This is a genomic window from Acidovorax sp., from assembly GCF_046341535.1.
Classification (GTDB): Bacteria; Pseudomonadota; Gammaproteobacteria; order Burkholderiales; family Burkholderiaceae_C; genus Acidovorax.
Genome location: NZ_JBKDRI010000139.1, coordinates 1 through 18,871, shown reverse-complemented (window position 1 = coordinate 18,871; position 18,871 = coordinate 1). Strand labels below are relative to the sequence as shown.

The window sequence follows — 18,871 nt, the reverse complement described above, 5'->3', positions numbered from 1 at the left end:
CGAAAATCGGCCCCAGCGAGGACAGTTTTTGCCGAATTTGCAGCCCCATAGCCGAGCTATGGGGCAAAAAGGCGGTTAAAAATGGACCGCTGCGGTCGATTTGCAGCCGACGATTTCCAAGTCCGACAGGCTCCTAGGCGGCGCAAAGCCCTCTATTGTGCCGTGAGCCGGGCGTGGGCCGCCAGGGCCTGCCGGGTGATCAGCAAAACCTGGTCGCCGCCCGCACTGGTGTCGAGCCAGAACACCGGCAGCTGGGGAAAGGCCGCTTCAAAGTGGGCGCGTTCGTTGCCGATCTCCAGGATGATCACCGCATCCTCGCTCATGCAGGCGGGTGCATCGGCCAACAGCTGGCGCACAAAGTCCATTCCGTCCGCGCCGCCCGCCAGGGCCAGTTCGGGCTCGGCGCGGTATTCGCTGGGCAGTGCCGCCATGCTGGCCGCATTCACGTAGGGCGGGTTGCACAGGATCAGGTCCCACGGGCCGGGCAGGGCGGCCAGGCCATCCGACAGCTTCAACGCGATGCGGTCCTGCAGGTGGTGCCGGTCCACATTGATGCGGGCCACGGCAAGCGCGTCGGGCGAGATGTCGGCCCCCGTCACGGCGACCTCAGGCCAGGCCATGGCCGCCAGCACGGCCAGGCTTGCGTTGCCCGTGCACAGATCGAGCACCTGACGGGTGTTTTCACTGAGGAATCCGTCCACACTGCCGTCCACCAGCAGTTCGGCAATCAAGCTGCGCGGCACGATGGCGCGCTCATCGATGTAGAACGAAATGCCTTGCAGCCAAGCTTCGCGGGTCAGGTAGGCGGCCGGTTTGCGGGTGCGGATACGACTATCAAAAAGTGTAGCAACCAACTGAATCTGGTCGCGCGTAACAGCCTGATTTCCTATGGAATCCGGCGCATCCGACACATCGCTGTCCAGCGGCAGGCCCAGGCGCCACAGCACCAGCCAGGCCGCCTCGTCGCGCGCGTTGGTGGTGCCATGCCCGAAGGCCACGCCAGCGGCCTGCAACGCCTGCGCGCCCGATTCGATGATCGCCGCGATGGTCGCGCCCTTCAGTTCCAGGGCTTCGCTATGAACGACCGTGTCGCATGTGCGGGCCGGCCCCGGCCCGGCGCTGCTCATGCCTGCACCGCCGCCACGCCCGCACCCGAGGACGCCAGGGCTTGCGCGTGCAGGTTCTCTAGCGTGCGGCGGTAGATGTTCTTGAGGGGCTCGATATCGGCCACGACGATGTGCTCGTCTATCTTGTGAATGCTGGCGTTGGGCGGCCCGAGTTCAATCACCTGCGGGCAGATCTGGGCAATGAAGCGGCCGTCGCTGGTGCCGCCGGTGGTGGACAACTCGGTGGCGAGGCCGGTCTCAGTCGCAATCGCCTGCTGCACCGCCCTGACCAGTTCGCCTGGCGTGGTCAGAAAAGGCTGCCCACCCAGCGTCCAGCGCAGGTCGTATTCGAGCCCGTGGCGATCCAGCACCGCATGCACGCGCTGCTGAAGCCCCGGTGCGGTGGACTCGGTTGAAAAGCGGAAGTTGAAGTCAATGACGACCTCACCCGGGATGACGTTGGTCGCGCCCGTGCCGCCGTGCATATTGCTCACTTGCCAACTGGTGGGCGGGAAAAAGGCATTGCCCTCATCCCATGTGGTGGCCGCCAGTTCGGCCAGCGCGGGCAGTGCCTGGTGGATGGGGTTGCGCGCAAGCTGCGGGTAGGCAATGTGGCCCTGAATGCCGCGCACGCAGAGCCTGCCGCTCAGGGTGCCGCGGCGCCCGTTTTTGATCATGTCGCCCGTGCGTTCCACCGAGGTGGGTTCGCCCACGATGCAGTAGTCCAGCACCTCTCCCCGGGCCTGAAGCGTCTCGACCACCACCTTGGTGCCGTCCACCGACGGGCCTTCTTCGTCGCTGGTCAGCAAAAAGGCGATGTGCAGCATGGGCTCAGGCGTGGCGGCCAAAAACTCCTCCACGGCGACCACGAACGCCGCGATGGATGTTTTCATGTCACTGGCACCACGGCCGTAGAGCCTGCCGCCGCGGTGCGCAGGCACGAAAGGGTCGCTGGTCCACTGCGCGAGCGGCCCCGTGGGCACCACATCGGTATGGCCGGCAAAAACGACGGTCTTGATGGCGGTCGAGGGAAGGGCTGCGCGCCCGCACGGCCGCCTGGACCACAAATTAGAGACTCTGAAATCCGCGGGGCCGCTGTCCATGCGCTCGCACGCAAACCCCAGCGGAGCCAGGCGGGCGGCAAGCAGATCGAGGCATCCGGCGTCTTCGGGGGTGATCGATGGTTGGGAAATCAGTTGTTCAGCCAGGTGCAGGGTGCGTGACATCAGGGAAACCAGGGGTAAGCAGGGAAGGCGGCCCAGGGTCAGGCGGCCGACTTGACGTCCAGAACGATCTCGGTGAACGACGGTTGGTCGTCCTGGGCTTCTCGGGCTTCCTTTTGTGCCTTGGCCGCGCTGGCAGCGAGGGTAAAGTCATTTTGCAGACGCCACATGAGGTTGGTGGGCGAGTCGGCGTAGGCAAGGCCTTCCTTGCGGTCGATCTTGCCATCCATGATGAGTTTGGCCAGGGCTGCCTCAAAGGTCATCGAGCCTTCGGCCATGGATTTTTCCATGGCCTCGCGCACGCCCGAAAAGTCGCCCTGTCCAATCAAGTCAGCGACCAGTTTGGTGTTGAGCATCACCTCAACAGCGGGCACACGCCCGCCCTCTACCGTGCGCACCAGCCGCTGCGACAAAATAGCCTTGAGCGCCGACGCCAGGTCGCTGAGCATGCTGGGGCGCACCTCAACCGGGTAGAAGCTCAGGGCCCGGTTGAGTGCGTGGTAACTGTTATTGGCATGTAACGTGGCCAGGCACAGGTGGCCCGACAGCGCGTAGGCAATGGCCGCCGACATGGTTTCACGGTCGCGGACTTCCCCAATCAAGATGACGTCGGGCGCCTGGCGCAGCGCGTTTCTCAGCGCCGTTTGCAGCGATTGTGTATCGCTGCCCACCTCGCGCTGGTTCACGATCGATTTTTTGTTCTTGAACTGGTACTCCACCGGGTCTTCCACGGTCAGGATGTGGCCGGTCAGAATCTCGTTGCGCGTGTCGATCATGGACGCGAGCGATGTGCTCTTTCCCGAGCCGGTAGCGCCCACCATCAGGACGAGGCCGCGTTTTTCCAAGATGAGATCGCGCATGACCGGCGGCAGGCCCAGCGTGTCAAATTCCGGGATCAGTTGGGAGATGAAGCGGATCACCACCGCGTAGCTGCCGCGCTGGCGCATGGCGCTCACGCGGAAGCGGCCCAGGCCATTGATCGGCACACCCATGTTGAGCTCGCCGGTTTCTTCCAGCTCCTCGATGCGGTCCGGCGGCACGATCTCTGAGAGCAGATTGCGTGGAGCATCTGCGGGCAGGATCTGGTTGTTGATCGGGACGCACTCGCCGTTGATTTTGATCAGCGCGGGCGCATTGGCAGACAGGTAAACGTCCGAGGCTTTTTTCTCGGCCATCAGCCGAAGAATCCGTTCCATCGTGCTCATCAAGCTCCCCTCACGTTGTTGGTCTCTGGATGACCTGCCAGTCCACTGCGCGGCCGCGCATGGCGGCTGGCAGCCGCAGAAAAATCAGTCGCGCAACAGATCGTTGATGCTGGTCTTGGAACGCGTTTGCGCATCCACCTGCTTGACGATGATGGCAGCGTACATGCTGTACGGAGCACCATTGGCTGCCGTCTTGGGCAGGTTACCGCTGACCACCACCGAGCCTGCGGGCACGCGGCCATAGCTGATCTCGCCCGTGGCCCGGTTGAAGATGGGTGTGCTTTGCCCCAGGTACACGCCCATGCCGAGGACCGCGTTTTCTTCCACCACCACGCCCTCGACCACCTCGGAGCGCGCGCCGATGAAGCAGTTGTCTTCGATGATCGTGGGGCCCGCCTGCAACGGCTCGAGCACGCCGCCAATACCCACGCCGCCCGACAGGTGCACGCCCGCGCCAATCTGCGCGCACGAGCCCACCGTGGCCCAGGTGTCCACCATGGAGCCTTCGCCCACATAGGCACCGATGTTCACGTACGACGGCATCAGGATCGCGCCCTTGGCAATGAAGCTGCCGCGGCGCGCCACAGCCGGGGGCACCACGCGCACGCCGGTGGCCTTCATTTCGTCTTCGCTCAGGTGCGCGAACTTGGTTTGCACCTTGTCGTAAAAGCCCAGGTCACCGGCGCGCACCACCTGGTTGTCACGCAGGCGGAACGACAAAAGCACGGCCTTTTTGATCCACTGGTGCACGGTCCACTGGCCCACGGCGTGGCGGGTGGCCACGCGCAGCGTGCCGTTGTTCAGATGGGCGATCACCTGCTCGACCGCGTCCAGCGTTTCCTTGGGAGCCGTCGCCGGAGAGAGCGAGGCACGGTTTTCCCAGGCGTTGTCGATCAGGGTTTGCAGTTGTTGGGTCATTTGAAAGTCAGGCAGTACGGGATTGAATGAATTGCACGATGCGCTGCGCCGCTTCAGCGCATTCTTCGACGTCGGCCACCAAGGCCATGCGCACACGCTGCGCGCCAGGGTTGCTGCCTTGCGCCTCGCGGGCAAGGTAGCTGCCGGGCAGCACCGTCACATTGTATTGAGCCAGCAGGGCCCGGGCGAATTCGGTGTCATCCATGCCAAGCGCCTCAGGCACCTTGGCCCAGAGGTAAAAGCCTGCGTCTGGGAGTGAGACCTCCATGACGCGAGCGAGCAGCGGCGTGACCTGCGCGAACTTGGTGCGGTAAAGCGTGCGGTTTTCGACCACGTGCTGCTCGTCGTCCCAGGCGGTAATGCTCGCTGCCTGGATGACCGGACTCATGGCACTGCCGTGGTAGGTTCGGTAGAGCAAGAACGCCTTGATGAGCGCCGCATCGCCTGCCACGAAGCCGCTGCGCAGGCCCGGAACATTGCTGCGCTTGGACAGGCTGGTGAACGACATCAGATTTTTGAAGTCGCCACGGCCCAGCCTGGATGCGGCCTCCAGCCCTCCGAGCGGGGGCTCGTCGCGAAAGTAGATCTCGCTGTAGCACTCGTCCGAGGCAATGACAAAGCCATGGCGGTCGCTCAGCTCAAACAGTTTCTTCCATTCACTGAGCGGCATCACGGCGCCCGTCGGGTTGCCGGGGGAGCACACAAACAGCAATTGCGTCCGCTTCCACACGGCCTCATGCACCGTATCCCAGTTGACGGCGAAATTCCGTTGCGGGTCGCTGGCCACGTAGTAGGGCGTTGCTCCGGCCAGAAGTGCTGCGCCTTCGTAGATCTGATAAAACGGATTGGGGCAAACCACCATGGCTTGTCCACCCGTCGGGTCCACGATGGTCTGGGCAAACGCAAACAGGGCTTCACGCGAGCCGTTCACGGGCAAAACCTGGGTCTCAGCATCCACGCTCAGCCCATAACGGCGCTGCAACCACCGCGCGCAGGCCTGCCGCAATGCGGGCGCGCCCACCGTGGCAGGGTAGCTCGCCAAACCGGCGAGGTTGGCGCTGACGGCCTCCTTGATGAACTGCGGCGTCGGATGTCGGGGCTCGCCCATTCCCAGACTGATGGCGCTGTATTCGGCGGGCGGCGTCACCCCGGAAAAAAGCTGGCGAAGGCGCTCAAAGGGATAGGGCTGAAGTTGATGAAGCAAAGGATTCATGGGCTGCGATTATGAAGTCACGGCGGCACAGGCTGCTTTCACATTCACCCACGCCAGCGCGCCCGGCCCGCGTGAATCGCCCCGAGGTGTTGGGCAGCAGCTCAGCGCTCGTCGGTTGCCCGCAGTCTTCGCGCCCGCTCCATGGCTGCCGCAACGGCGGCGCGCCTGGCGGCAGCCGATGCGTCGTCTGCTTTCGTGGCAGCGGCATCCAGGCTGTGGGAAGTATCCGTGTGCGGGGCTTGCGTCGCCCGGTCCTGCAACGCATCGGGTGCTTGGGCAACGACTTCGTGCGCGCTGCCAGCGTGCCCCATGCCCTGGGTGGCCAGCCGAGCCGCTCGCAGTTCATAGCGCCCACGGGCCTGATGGGCCTGCTGCGCTGACCACGCCGACCAGCCGGTAAGGCTTCCGCTCACGGTTTCGAGTGTGATGCAATCCACCGGGCACACGGGCACGCACAGTTCGCAGCCGGTGCAGTACTGCTCCATGACGGTATGCATCCATTTGTTGGATCCAACAATGGCATCGGTGGGGCAAGCCTTGATGCACAACGTGCAGCCGATGCACCAGGCTTCGTCGATCACGGCCGCCGTTCGGGGCGCTTCGCGGCCGTGCGCTGGGTTCAGCGGCAGCGCGGCCCGCCCGGTGATCTGCGCCAGCCGTGTGATGCCTTCAGCCCCGCCCGGGGGGCACTGGTTGATATCGGCCGTACCGTCTGCGATGGCCTGCGCGTAGGCCCCGCAATCGGGATACTGGCAGCGCCTGCACTGCGTTTGCGGGAGCGCTGCGTTGATCCTTGTTGCGAGGTCGTTGAACCGCTTCAGCACCTGTACGCCGGGCGACGTCAGGGCCGAAGTTTGTGCTGTGCTCAAGCCTTGCGCGCCCCAGCGCGGCGGGTGCGACCGCCCGCTGCGGTGGGGGCCGGGGCGTTGGCCACGGCTGGGGCGGCGTCGGAAGCTGGCTTGGCGGTGGCCGAAGCCGATGGCTCCACCTTCACCCAACGGGTGGCAACCTTGGCAGGCACAGGCGCGGCTGCCGGCTTGGGCGTTGCGGCTGGTTTGGCCGGGGAGGGCTTGGGGGCGCTTGCTCGCACCGCCGCCTTCTTGTCTTTGCCAGCCACCGCCGGTGACGTGGGCGCCATCGACGCCGAGGGGGTAGCCGTAGTCTCTGTCGCAGGCTGGTCTACCTTGGCCTGCGTCGGCAAGGCCGCTTGCGCGGTGCGTTCATGTTCAAGGATGAAGGCGCGCACTTCCGGATACACAAGCTCGCGCCAGCGGCGGCCACTGAATATGCCGTAGTGCCCAGCGCCCTTGGCATCCATGTGCCGCTGCTCGGTGTGCACGATTCCACTGCACAGGCCATGCGCCGCCTTGGTTTGCCCGGAACCCGAGATATCGTCCAGCTCGCCTTCCACGGTGAACAAAGCCGTGGTTTTGATGTCTTGTGGACGCACCCGCTCAACCTTGCCCTGCGGCGACCGGACATCCCACGTGCCGTGGACGAGCTTGTAATCCTGGAACACCGTCTGAATCGTTTCGAGGTAGTAGTTCGCGTCCATGTCCAGGACCGCGTTGTACTCGTCGTAAAACTTGCGGTGGGCCTCGGCGCTGGCATCGTCGCCCTTGATGAGGTCCTTGAAGTAGTCGTAGTGGCTGGTCGCGTGCCGGTCGGGGTTCATCGCCACGAAGCCGGTGTACTGGAGAAAACCGGGGTACACGCGGCGGCCAGCGCCGGGAAATTTTTCGGGCACGCGATAGATCACGTTGTTCTCAAACCACTCAAAACTTCGGTTGGTCGCCAGATTATTGACCGAGGTCGGCGATTTGCGCGCGTCGATGGGCCCGCCCATCATGGTCATCGTGAGCGGTGTGGTTTCGCCGCGGCTGGCCATCAGGGACACCGCAGCCAGCACCGGAACCGTGGGCTGGCACACGCTGATCACATGGCAGTTGCCATACAGGCGCTGCAGGTGCCGGATGAACTCCTGCATGTAGTTCACGTAGTCGTCGAGGTGAAACTCCCCTTCTGACAGCGGAACGAGGCGAGCGTTCTTCCAGTCGGTGATGTAGACCTTGTGGTCCTTGAGCATGGTGCGAACGGTGTCGCGCAGCAGCGTCGCGTAGTGACCCGACAAGGGCGCCACGATCAGCACCACCGGCTGGGCTTTGAGTTTGCCGAGCGTTGCGGGGTCATCGGTAAAGCGCTTGAACCGGCGCAGTTCGCAAAACGGCTTGTCGATCTCCACGCGCTCATGCACGGCCACACCGACACCATTCACATCGACCGAATGAATCCCAAACGCCGGCTTTTCATAGTCTTTGCCCAGCCGATACAGGAGGTCGTAGCCAGCCGACATTCTCTGGGCCATGGGGGTTTGGCTCAGTGGAGAGACAGGGTTGCTGTAGAGCTTGGCTGCAGCCTGGGCAAAATCAGTGAAAGGCTCCATCAGGGAGCGCTGGGTTTCGTAAATGTGATAAAGCATGGGCGAAACTCCGTATGTTGCACTGCAATATAACAGAGAAGCCTCGTCGCGTTTGGGGTACAAAGTCCAAAAATGCGTCAAGGCTGCGACGGCGGGGTAGTGGCCATGCGGTGCCGACCGTCACGCCGGGCCCGCCTCAGGCCGTGGCGCTGCTTTTGGCGCCCCCATGCTCGGCAAGCCACACAGAAAACGCATCGCGCACCGAATTGCGCAAGGCGGCTCGGAACAGCGTGCGGTCGTGCAGATAAAGACAATGCCGCATGACCGTAAACGGGTTGAAGCTCGCCTGAGGGTTGAGCGCCTCGAAATGCTCCTTGTAGCGCTTGACGATGGCAATCGTCTCTCGGAGCAACGCATTGAATCGGGCACGGGTCATGCCCGGGGCCCATGACTGAATGTCGTCCACAAACGCGTCCACCTTGGACGGCTCAAATTCAAAGTCCTTGAAGAAATGCGTCGCGATCTTGAGGAACGTGAACGCGTTCAGCTCGCTGCTCGGGCCGCCTGTGGTGCGGGCCAAAGCCTGGGCCTGAGGCACGCCTTGCTCAGCCTCGGCTTCTACTGTTTCATCCGGCGCCTGCAAGATTTCAGCCGCCGTAGCGTCCCGAATCTGTCGAAACTCGCGGTCGGCCAGCTCAAACAGGGCCGACAGAACATTGATGCGCCGCTTCAGCGGCCCCGGAATGGACTTTTTGTACTTGATCCGATGGTCCAGCACGCTCCAGGAGTCCTGGATGATGGTTCGAACCTGCAGCTCGAACGCCATGCCAGCGAAGGGTGCCAACTCGGGATGATTGTGCTGTGACGCATCGAGCTTCAAATCAAGATGAAGCCCCTTGTAGCCAAATGACGCCTCTGTGCTTTCCACGGCCGAGGTCTTGTCCGTGATGTCGATCACCGCAAAGTGCTCGCGCACGATGGAGGCAATTTTTTCCGGCTCATCTTCGTAAAGACAGACCACGCGAACGCCGATCAGATCGGTAATGAACGGCCGGATTTCGTAGGCGGTGTTGTGCTCTTCCAGCGCCGGGCGGTACTTGCGCACAAACTTCTGGATGCACTCCTCAACGTCCTTGACGCGGCCCTCGATCTTGGCAACTTCCACGCCCCCCGCCTCAGAGACAAGCTTTTGCACCCGCTGCGTGACCTGGCTGCACGTGGCGGCAAGGGGCACCTGCTGTTCGGCATAAAAGCGCCGAAACCGAGCTTCCTCAATATCAAAATCCAGCGAAGCCATGCTTGTGTGTGGTGACGTGGGAGTCGGGGTGGATGTCTTGCGTTGGTCAGAGCGAGCATGCCTTGGCCGGACAGCTTAGGCAAGCGCACCTGCGCGAAGTGCCGGCGAAAGCATACCCGCCAAAGTGGTTCATCCAAAAACGAAAGCATCAGCGCGGCCGCACGGCGCGTCGCGCGCCAGGGATTCGCGGCGCATCGTTGGCTGTGTGATCCACAAACCGTGCGCGGCTGGCGGCGCAGGCAGGCTGTGCCTGCTAAGGGCCACTGTGCGCAGGGGCCGACTCGGCAGCGTAGGACGCTTTGGCCAGCGCGTGAACCTCCCGCGCTGGGCGGTCCTTGAGCAGGTGGTTGCTCCACACCTGGCGCCAGATGCGTGCACCGGGCAGGCTGTGGCGAAGCCCCAGCATGTGCCGGGCGATGTGCGGCCAAGGCGTGCCGTACCTGGCAGCTTCCTTTTCCATGTAATCGACCATCGCTTCTTCGATTTCTTCGCGGGTGATGGTGGGTGCGGGATCACCAAAGTACACACAATCCCAGCGTGCCAACCACCAAGGGTTGTGATAGGCCTCGCGGCCCACCATCACTCCATCCAGGTGCGTTAAGTGTTCCTGCGCGGCAGCGTCCGTCTGGATGCCGCCGTTGATCGCAAAGGTCATCTCCGGAAAGTCCACCTTGAGTTGGTGCACCACCTCGTATCGCAGCGGCGGAATGTCGCGGTTCTCTTTGGGTGACAGACCCTTGAGCCAGGCATTGCGAGCATGCACGATGAACACCGAGCATCCTGCCTCGGCCACCGTGCCGACAAAGTCGCGGACGAATCCATAGTCTTCGTTTTGGTCAATGCCGATGCGGTGCTTGACGGTGACCGGTACATCCACCACATCACGCATCGCCCGCACGCAGTCGGCGACGAGTTGGGGTGCCTTCATCAGGCTGGCACCAAATGCCCCGCGCTGCACCCGGTCGCTGGGGCAACCGCAGTTCAGGTTGATCTCGTCATATCCCCACTGCGCCCCCAGCCGGGCGGCCTGGGCCAGAGCGCCGGGCTCGCTACCGCCCAACTGCAGAGCGACGGGATGCTCCTCTTGATTAAATCGCAGGTGTCGCTCGGTACCGCCGTGGAGGATGGCACCAGCGTTGACCATCTCGGTGTACAGCAGTGTGCGGCGTGTGAGCAGGCGGTGGAAAAAACGGCAGTGGCGGTCTGTCCAATCCATCATGGGGGCGACCGACATCCGCCACGGGCTATGACGGTCAGGCTCAAAGGAAGGCGTGTTCATTGTGAAAGCGGCTTGGCCAGCAGAGAAAGCGGTGCATCACCCGGCGAAGCCGCAACCCACAAGGGAGGCGGGCGCGCAACGGCAATGGGGGCGCATGGTGGATGCCCTTATTTTCGCAGGGCAGTGTGCCGAAACACCTCAAAGGCGGTCAACGTGACCTCACCGGCTCCTCAGGCCTTGACTTGAACACAATATGGGGTACAACAGCTTTCACACGAATGCTATGAAATCAATAGAATCTGCGATTGGCTTGCTGCGGCGAGAAGACAGAATCAGTGCCTGCCTTGTATAGTCAGGTTCAAATACAAATTGTTACGGATCAAAGCGAAAATCCATGTGGAAAAGTCCCGGAGTCGCTGTCGCCATTGACCCCAGCCAGGTCGTTCCCGGCCTCTATGTGTGGCTCAGGGTCCGATGGGACGAACACCCGTTCATTTCCAACCGTCTGACGGTCAGGAGCGAGAATGACGTAGAGGTCATTCAGTCGCTGGACGTGCGGGGAAACCTGTTTTACTACCCAGACAAAAGCACTGCGTCGCCAGGGCCCTACGTCCCCACCCCAAAGGAGCTTCAGGCTCAGAGGGCAGCCCAGGAAGCGGCCGCCAAAGCCGCGTTGCGTGCCGAGATCAGGCGTCTTGAGCACGCCAAACGCGAAAAACGGTTGCGTCAGCGGGACGCCGCGGTGCGCGCTGACCGCGCCTGGGAAGATGCGGCCCGCAAAACGCGTGCAGCGCTGCAAGCGCTGCACCGCTCGCCCAAGGCCGCTGGCGCCATGCTGCTGGAGCTTTCGCGCGAGACCGCATTCGGCATTGCACGGAGCAACGAAGTCCTGCTGCATTTGCTGGGCGAAAAAAAGGAGCAGGGGCCGCAGTTTCACGCGCTCAATGTGCTGACGCTGTGCATGCTCTTGGGCAAGAAAGAGGGCCTCACGGAGCGCGAACTCTCCGATCTGGCCATGGCGGCCCTGGCGCACGATGTGGGCAAGGTCAAGATTCCCTTTGAGCTTTTCAAGACCAGCAAGCGCAAAAAGTATCAGGAGGCGCATGTGCGTCAGCACGTCATGTTCAGCGTGCAACTGGCCACCGAGTCAGGGGCCTTCAGCAAAGAGGCGTTAGCGGCGATTGCGGACCACCACGAGGCTGCGGACGGTTCAGGTTGGCCAAGGGGCATCCGCACCATGGGTCGCTCGGCCGCGATCCTCGCAATCGCCAATCGCTACGACAACCTGTGTACGCCCGAGGCAAGCGATCAAGAGCCACTGATGCCCGCCGAAGCACTGGCGCGCATGTTCAGCCTGGAGGCTGCGCGGTTTGACCCGGCACTGCTGAGTTCCCTGATCAAGCTCCTTGGGGTGTATCCGCCCGGCACCCTGGTACTGCTCACCGACGGATCCCTGGGGCTCGTGGTGGCGCCGGGGCCCGATAGCCTGCGGCCCCGCGTGCTCGTGTACTCGCCCGATGTGCCTAAAGATGAGGCTCCTACCGTCGAACTGCATACCGAGCCCGACCTGAGGATCGCGGAGGCGGTCCGCGCCTCCACCCTGCCACTGGACGTCCTGGACTGGATCAATCCCCAGCAGCGGCTGTCCTATTATTTCTCGGTGGATTCCTCCGACTGACCGCACGCCCTATCCAGGCGATAAGCCCGCCTGGGTGGCGCGAGAGACCTGAATCCCTAAAACTCCCAGGCAACGCCCACCTGGCCGAACGTCCGACCATTGCCCCGGCCCACTGCGGCTGAGGCTGTGATCCCTTCGGCGATTGCATAGCGCACGCCCACAGCCTTGTCCGGGCGGGACCGCTGCTCGCCGAAAACTTCCGTTGTCAGTTGCCACTGTTCGTGGAGCGGAATCTCGTAGCCCACGGCCCAGGTGGCAGCCCGTTGGCGCACGCCATGCCTAAGCCGCTCAAGCGCAAGACTTGTCGCTCACGCGTCGAACAGGGTCAGCCGAGGTTGCCCAGCCACAGTGCAAACAGATCGATGCGAATGTGGATGGCTACCCGCGCAAAAAAGCCGCCCCGAGGGCAGCCAGCATCGGCAGGCGGGCATGGCTACTTTGCGGCCACATCAGACTCAGGCGCAACGCGCCGCGCACCGTTAAAGCGCTTGGCCCAATAGTCGGTGGCCATGTCCTCCACCCGCACCTGAGCGCCACTGCGGGGCGAGTGGATGAACTTGCCGTCGCCCACGTAAATGCCCACATGGCTGAAACTGCGGCGCATGGTGTTGAAGAACACCAAGTCGCCCGGCTGCAGGTCCTTGCGGTCAATCACCTCTGTGGCGGCCGCTTGCTGGTCTGCACGGCGGGGAAGCAACAGCCCGACGGTCTGTTCATAAATGGCCCGCACAAAGCCGCTGCAATCAAAGCCCGTTTCTACGCTATTGCCCCCACGCCGGTAGGGCACGCCCAGAAAACCCATGGCATTGACGACCAGATCGGTCGTGCGAACCGCCACCGTCTGGCTCACGCCTTCAAGACGGCTGAGCAGGCCCTTGTCGGCCAACGGGCGGTCCGTTTCGTCCGGCGGTGCTGCCTGGGCTACACAGGAGAAGGCCAGCAAAAAAGCGCATAACCATTGAGACATGGGGGCAAAGGGTATCACGCTCAGCCATGGGGCCCGTCAAAATGCGCGGACCGGTTTTAAAACCTGCCGCTGCCCAATTTTTTACCGGCCCAGGCCCGCGCGGCTTGGCGGCGCAGTGACTGCGCTGGGCAATACAGCACTTCAAGGGACCTTGACCGATGCGACCAACTTCGCTTTCGACCGTGTGGACTGCCGTCACCGCCAATGCTGTCGCGCTGGCGGCGCTCAGCGGGCCTGCCATCGCGCAAGACGCCCACCCCGAGGTTTCGCTGCGCCCGGTGGCCACGGGGCTGGTTCATCCGTGGGCGGTGGCGTTTTTACCGGGCGGGCAATTTCTGGTCACCGAGCGTCCTGGCACCCTGCGGGTGGTGGACGCCAACGGACAAGTCAGCGCGCCGCTGGCAGGCGTGCCGCGCGTGGCGGCGGGCGGGCAGGGCGGTTTGCTTGATGTGGTGACCGACCTCCGGTTTGACAGCACCCGTCGCATCTATTTCTGCTTTTCGGAACCTGCGGTCGCTGGCGCGTCTGGCAGCAGCACCGCACTGGCCCGTGCCACGCTGGCAGCCGACGCGCGCAGCCTGCTGGATGTGCAGGTCATCTTCAGCCAGCGCCCCAAGGTCAACAGCCAGCTGCATTTTGGTTGCCGCATCGTGCAGTCGGCAGATGGCAACCTCTGGCTCACGCTGGGCGAACGCTACCACCGCATGGACGATGCACAAAAGCTCGACAACCACCATGGCAAGATCGTGCGCATCACCCCCGACGGCGCGCCCGTGGCCGACAACCCATTCGTCAAGCAGGCTGATGCGCTGCCCGAGATCTGGAGCTACGGCCACCGCAACCCGCAAGGCGCCACACTGGGGCCCGACGGCAAGCTGTGGATGCACGAGCACGGGCCGCAGGGCGGCGATGAGATCAACGTGCCCCAGCCCGGCCGCAACTATGGCTGGCCCGTGATCACCTATGGCGTGAAGTACGGAGGCGGCAAGATCGGTGAAGGCATCGCCAAGCACGGCATGGAACAGCCGCTGCACTACTGGGTACCGTCTATCGCACCGTCGGGCATGACCTTTGTGACCGGCCTGCGTTACGGCACTGCCTGGCAAGGCAGCCTGCTGGTGGGCTCGCTCAAGTTTGGCACCGTGCACCGCCTGGAACTGGCAGGAGGCAAGGTCGTGCGCGAGCACAAACTGCTGGAAGGCATGGGCGGGCGTATCCGCGACGTCCGGCAGGGGCCAGACGGATTCATCTACCTGCTGACCGACAGCCGCGACGGCAAGTTGCTAAGGTTGCAGCCGGGTAACTGAGATCGGCAAAAGGGAGCTGGCCTTCAGCCAACGGCTTGCACTGGTTCACAGGTGGATCCAAACAGTCTGGGCAGTTCGGGTCAAACGCCCAACGTTTGCCCCGGTTCCGAAGATTACCGTTGGGTTTCGGCAACGTCATGCCGCATTGATGTTTTGAACAGACCGAGCCCGAATACACTCCACGGCGCGCTGTTTCCACCGGGCGACCGGCCTGGTTGCTCAAGTCCTAGGGCAATTGTTCGATTACAAAGTGGGTCATGGTCGCTTCACCTGCTGGGTGAAACGTCACACAGCATCCAAGTCGTTGATTTCAATGGAGAATCAGCAAAGCCTCGACCATCAAGTCACGGATCCAAGTTTATATTTGGCTCGATCAAATGAAAAACATTTTGAAACACTGTCTTGAACTCTTCGGGATGGTGGTTATGTTGGCTGCGGTGTTTACGCCCGCCCCGGCTTAAGCCGCGCTGGATACCGCTCGTGCATACTGGTCCAGAGGGAATCATCACCCGCCATTTTTTGATGAATCAGAACTGGATGCGAGATGTCGCGCGAGACTGATACAGGCATATGCCCCGTATCCAGTCCCCGAAGGAACAACCTCCTTAAAGCCTTCGGTCGGAGGGTATATGGCGGGCAGTCGCAGTACTTATTGCATGGGTGAGTCCAATGTTCCATGGCTTCAGGGTCCCCATTGTTTTGTGCTGGATATCTTCTGGGAAAATTGCCCGAAGGGCTACGCGGGGGGTCAAGAACCCATTCCACTGCTGTGCGCCAAGGAGGTGGATCAATGTCCCCACCCTAAGCACGAAAACCCAGCCACAGGAGTTTGTGAGCCGGAGCCGTGCCCTCAGGGATATTCCAAGGTCGGAAATTCGTGCGAGCTACCTCCCCCGCCGCCGCCGCCGACACCACCTTCACCTCCGCCGCCGCCCTTCCGCCCAGACCCTGGCCCGCCATCCTGCCCAGCCAATCCCGGTGGCGGCAACGGCAACCTCGGAAGTAAAAGCGGCGAAAGTACCCCGAACCCCATTCTTTTGGCCCGTGCTCAAAAGTATCAGCCCGAGATCGATTATGTTGATCAGGCGCCCCACCCGCTGACATTTGGACGAAACTACCTGAGCAAGCGCCCTGCTGGCGCGGGCGATATGGGTGGTGGCTGGGCGCGGCTTTATGCAGATGCGCTGGTAGTCAAGGCAGCAACACGCACCGATCCATCATTGGTGGTGGTCACCACGGACGACGGGGGGCGAGTGGTTTTCGCCCTCGCCAATGGCGTGTGGCAGCCTAAGGACAGCGTGGATGAATTGACGAAAACCAGTCAAGGATGGGTCTATACATCCCGTGCCGATGACAGTGTTCGTCAGTTTGACGCCAGCGGAAAAATCCTAAGCCATACCCTTCGGAATGGTTGGGTGCGTCAGTATTCGTATAACGCTCAAGGGCGTTTGGTGGCCGTAAGGAACCACTTCGGACGGAGCTTGCAACTGGCTTACAACAGCGCGGGGCAACTGTCCAGCGTGGCAATCGGGGGGCAGACGCAGGCCACTTACGAGTACGACAACGCGAAGCGACTCGTTCGGGTGCGCCACATCGATAACACATCGAGAACCTATCGGTACGAGATTGCAATGTTTCCCAATGCGCTGACTGGCATCGTGGATGAAAACGGCACGCGCTTGGCCACATTCAGCTACAACGACAAGGAGCAGCCGGTTCAAACCGTCAGGGCGGGCGGCGTCGGCCGTTATCAGGTCGAGTACGGTCAGTACTACGGCAATCCAACGTCTGTGACTGATCCCCTCGGCAACAGGCGCACCTACACGTACAGCCTGGATTCTGGGCGTCTTGCCGTCATCAGTGCCTCACAACCGGATGCCCTTGGCGCTGCCGACGCCGCGGCGCGCAGGCAATCTGAACTGGGCCTGATCGAGTCGGAAACGGACTTTCTGGGTATCTCCATCAACACCCAATGGGACACTGCCCGCCGCCTACCGATTGCCACCACCGAGGCCGTAGGCACCCCCGAATCCCGCACCACTCAGACCACTTGGCACCCCCGATGGCGCCTGCCGTTGAGCGTCACCACACCCGGCCGTACCACAACTTATACCTACGACAGCCTCGGTAACCGACTCAGCGAAACCATCACCGACACCACAGGGGCGGCGGGCGGCGCAGGTACGGCCCGCACCACCCGCTGGACCTACCACGCCAACGGGCTGGTTGCCACAGAAACGCTTCCCAATGGCTCCACCACCAGTTACCAGTACGACAGCGCTGGCAACCTGACCCGCGCCACCAATGCCCAGGGCCATGTGGATAGCTACACGTACGACAGCGCAGGGCGGGTGCTTACCCAAACATCTCCCACTGGGCTGTTGACCACCTACACCTATGATGCTCGTGGTCGCGTCCTGACCACCAACCGTGGCGGCCTGGTTACCACGTTCTCGTACCGCCCCAGCGGGCAAGTTGCCACCATCAAGCTGCCACAGGGCCAGAGCATCAGCTATACCTATGATGCCGCCCAGCGTCTGACGGGCTGGAGCGACAACCGGGGCAACTCGGGCGTTTACACCCTGGACGCCATGGGCAACCGCGTTGTCGAAGATCTTCGCAATGCCCAGGGCGCGCTCGTTTGGCGGCTGGCCCGCAGCATCAATAGCCTGAACCGCGTCGAAAGCGTGACCGTTGGCGGGCAAACCACCACCTACGGCTACGACAGCAATGGCGAATGGGTGAGCACCACCAATGGGTTGGGCCAAACCGAAAGCCAGACCCTGGATGCGCTGCGCCGAACCAAGGCCATCACCAATGCTGAATATGCCACCGCCTCGCTCAGCTACAACGCTCTAGACAGCGTCACACAGGCCACCGACTTCAAGGGCGTGGCCACCACTTACACCCGTGACGCGCTCGGCAACGCCACGCGCGAGGTCAGCCCCGACACCGGCACTGAGTCCACCCAATACGACGCCCTGGGCCTGCCCAAACAGGTCACCGACGCACTGGACCAGGCCACCACCATCGATCGTGACCTGCTGGGCCGCCCCACGCTCATCACCTACGCTGGCGGGCGCACCACCAGCCTGCGCTATGACCTGGGCACCACCGGCAAGGGCTACCTTGGCGAAATCACCGACGCCAGCGGCACCACCACCTACCAGCGCGACAACCTGGGCCGCGTCACCAGCAAAACCCAGCGCCTGATCAACGGCGACACCCGCAGCATCAGCTACGCCTATAACGCCCAGGGCCTGCTGGCCAGCACCACCTACCCCGGCGGGCAGGTATTGCAATACGTGTACGACACCACCGGCCAACTCACCGGCCTGAACTGGGCAGGGCAGCCCCTGGTGACCGGCATCACCTGGAGCCCCCTGGGCCAGCCCACCAGTTGGAGCTGGAAGCTGCCCGGCGCCACCACAACCATCCCCGGCCTGCGCACTTACGACAGCGCCGGACAGGTCATCGCCACCGACTTCAGCAGCTACCAGTACGACGCAGCAGGGCGCATCCAGACCCTGACGCAAAAACTCTGGCGCCCCGCCAGCACCAGCCCCACGGCCACCACCATTACGCAGGACACCCGAACCTGGACCGTGCAGTACAGCCGTGCGGGCCGCATCACCGGCTTTACCCGCACCACGCCGGTCAACACCCCCGCAGATGACGCCACCTTTGAGTACGACGCCAACGGCAACCGCACGGGCAGCACGCGCCAGGTAGCGGGCACCACCACCAGCCGCACCTTCACCGGCGACGCCAGCCACAACCGCCTGCTGGGCTTTTCGCAAACGGTCACCAACGCCAGCGGCAACGCTGCCACCAGCACCGTCACATACCAGTACAACGGCGCAGGCGACCTGCTGGGCGACGGCCTGACCACCTACCGCTACGACAGCGAAGGCCGCATGGAAAGCGCCACCACCGGATCCGGCGCAAACGCGCCCACCACCAAATACGCGCACAACGCCCTGGGCCAGCGCGTGTTTAAAACCGAACCCCTGTACAGCCCCACCGGCAAACAGGGCAGCGCCAAAAACCTCAACAACCTGCTGGCCGACGACGACGAAGCCGACCCGACCGATTCACAACCCCAGGGCCTGATCGAACAATTGCTGAGCTTCTTCGCCAAAATCTGGAGCCCCGGCACCAGCAATGCAGAAAAGCTGCCTGGATCCGTGACCTGATGGTCGATATTTTGCTGATTCTCCATTGAAGTCAACGACTTGGATGCTATGTGACGTTTCACCCAGCAGGTGAAGCGACCATGACCGACTTTGTAATCAAACAATTGCCCTACGACTTGAGCA

At 62.7% G+C, this 18,871-nt stretch carries 13 protein-coding genes; 3 read left to right on the top strand and 10 right to left on the bottom strand.

Going from position 1 to position 18,871, the window contains the following annotated elements; all coding sequences use genetic code 11:
• Positions 1 to 152: 152 nt before the first annotated feature.
• From prmB to dusA, 9 genes are all read right to left on the bottom strand, one after another.
• On the bottom strand, positions 153 to 1,127 hold the full coding sequence (gene prmB / locus ACK543_RS10215) for a 50S ribosomal protein L3 N(5)-glutamine methyltransferase (protein WP_409942744.1): 975 nt from the start codon (positions 1,125 to 1,127) through the stop codon (positions 153 to 155).
• Positions 1,124 to 2,332, bottom strand: coding sequence for a succinyl-diaminopimelate desuccinylase (dapE, locus tag ACK543_RS10210; RefSeq protein WP_409942743.1), 1,209 nt, complete (start codon positions 2,330 to 2,332; stop codon positions 1,124 to 1,126). The genes prmB and dapE overlap by 4 nt, the downstream gene beginning before the upstream one ends.
• Positions 2,333 to 2,370: 38 nt before the next feature.
• Positions 2,371 to 3,534, bottom strand: a complete 1,164-nt coding sequence (locus tag ACK543_RS10205) for a PilT/PilU family type 4a pilus ATPase (RefSeq protein ID WP_409942742.1) — start codon at positions 3,532 to 3,534, stop codon at positions 2,371 to 2,373.
• Between the two features lie 84 nt (positions 3,535 to 3,618).
• Positions 3,619 to 4,452, bottom strand: a complete 834-nt coding sequence (gene dapD, locus ACK543_RS10200; protein WP_409942741.1) for a 2,3,4,5-tetrahydropyridine-2,6-dicarboxylate N-succinyltransferase — start codon at positions 4,450 to 4,452, stop codon at positions 3,619 to 3,621.
• 7 nt (positions 4,453 to 4,459) lie between these two features.
• The gene (dapC, locus tag ACK543_RS10195; protein WP_409942740.1) at positions 4,460 to 5,665 is read right to left on the bottom strand and encodes a succinyldiaminopimelate transaminase; all 1,206 of its coding nucleotides are present in this window, start codon (positions 5,663 to 5,665) and stop codon (positions 4,460 to 4,462) included.
• 101 nt (positions 5,666 to 5,766) lie between these two features.
• Positions 5,767 to 6,534, bottom strand: coding sequence for an electron transport complex subunit RsxB (gene rsxB / locus ACK543_RS10190; RefSeq protein ID WP_409942739.1), 768 nt, complete (start codon positions 6,532 to 6,534; stop codon positions 5,767 to 5,769).
• Complete coding sequence (locus ACK543_RS10185; protein WP_409942738.1) at positions 6,531 to 8,144, bottom strand: polyhydroxyalkanoate depolymerase; 1,614 nt, start codon at positions 8,142 to 8,144, stop codon at positions 6,531 to 6,533. The genes rsxB and ACK543_RS10185 overlap by 4 nt, the downstream gene beginning before the upstream one ends.
• Before the next feature lie 136 nt (positions 8,145 to 8,280).
• Positions 8,281 to 9,381 carry a GTP pyrophosphokinase family protein gene (locus tag ACK543_RS10180; RefSeq protein ID WP_409942737.1) on the bottom strand — a complete coding sequence of 367 codons (1,101 nt, stop codon included), beginning with the start codon at positions 9,379 to 9,381 and terminating at the stop codon, positions 8,281 to 8,283.
• A 253-nt stretch (positions 9,382 to 9,634) separates the two neighbouring features.
• Positions 9,635 to 10,660 carry a tRNA dihydrouridine(20/20a) synthase DusA gene (dusA, locus tag ACK543_RS10175; protein ID WP_409942736.1) on the bottom strand — a complete coding sequence of 342 codons (1,026 nt, stop codon included), beginning with the start codon at positions 10,658 to 10,660 and terminating at the stop codon, positions 9,635 to 9,637.
• A 334-nt stretch (positions 10,661 to 10,994) separates the two neighbouring features.
• Between dusA and ACK543_RS10170 the strand changes: the two genes are divergently transcribed.
• Positions 10,995 to 12,278 (top strand): HD-GYP domain-containing protein, encoded by a 1,284-nt coding sequence (locus ACK543_RS10170; protein WP_409942735.1) that lies wholly within the window; start codon positions 10,995 to 10,997, stop codon positions 12,276 to 12,278.
• A 433-nt stretch (positions 12,279 to 12,711) separates the two neighbouring features.
• Here ACK543_RS10170 and ACK543_RS10165 read toward each other — a convergent pair whose 3' ends face one another.
• Positions 12,712 to 13,245, bottom strand: coding sequence for a C40 family peptidase (locus ACK543_RS10165; protein WP_409942734.1), 534 nt, complete (start codon positions 13,243 to 13,245; stop codon positions 12,712 to 12,714).
• Positions 13,246 to 13,403: 158 nt separating this feature from the next.
• Between ACK543_RS10165 and ACK543_RS10160 the strand changes: the two genes are divergently transcribed.
• Together ACK543_RS10160 and ACK543_RS10155 are read left to right on the top strand one after the other, a co-directional pair.
• On the top strand, positions 13,404 to 14,552 hold the full coding sequence (locus ACK543_RS10160; RefSeq protein WP_409942733.1) for a PQQ-dependent sugar dehydrogenase: 1,149 nt from the start codon (positions 13,404 to 13,406) through the stop codon (positions 14,550 to 14,552).
• 1,481 nt (positions 14,553 to 16,033) lie between these two features.
• Complete coding sequence (locus tag ACK543_RS10155) at positions 16,034 to 18,748, top strand: hypothetical protein (protein ID WP_409942732.1); 2,715 nt, start codon at positions 16,034 to 16,036, stop codon at positions 18,746 to 18,748.
• The last annotated feature ends 123 nt before the right edge of the window (positions 18,749 to 18,871 follow it).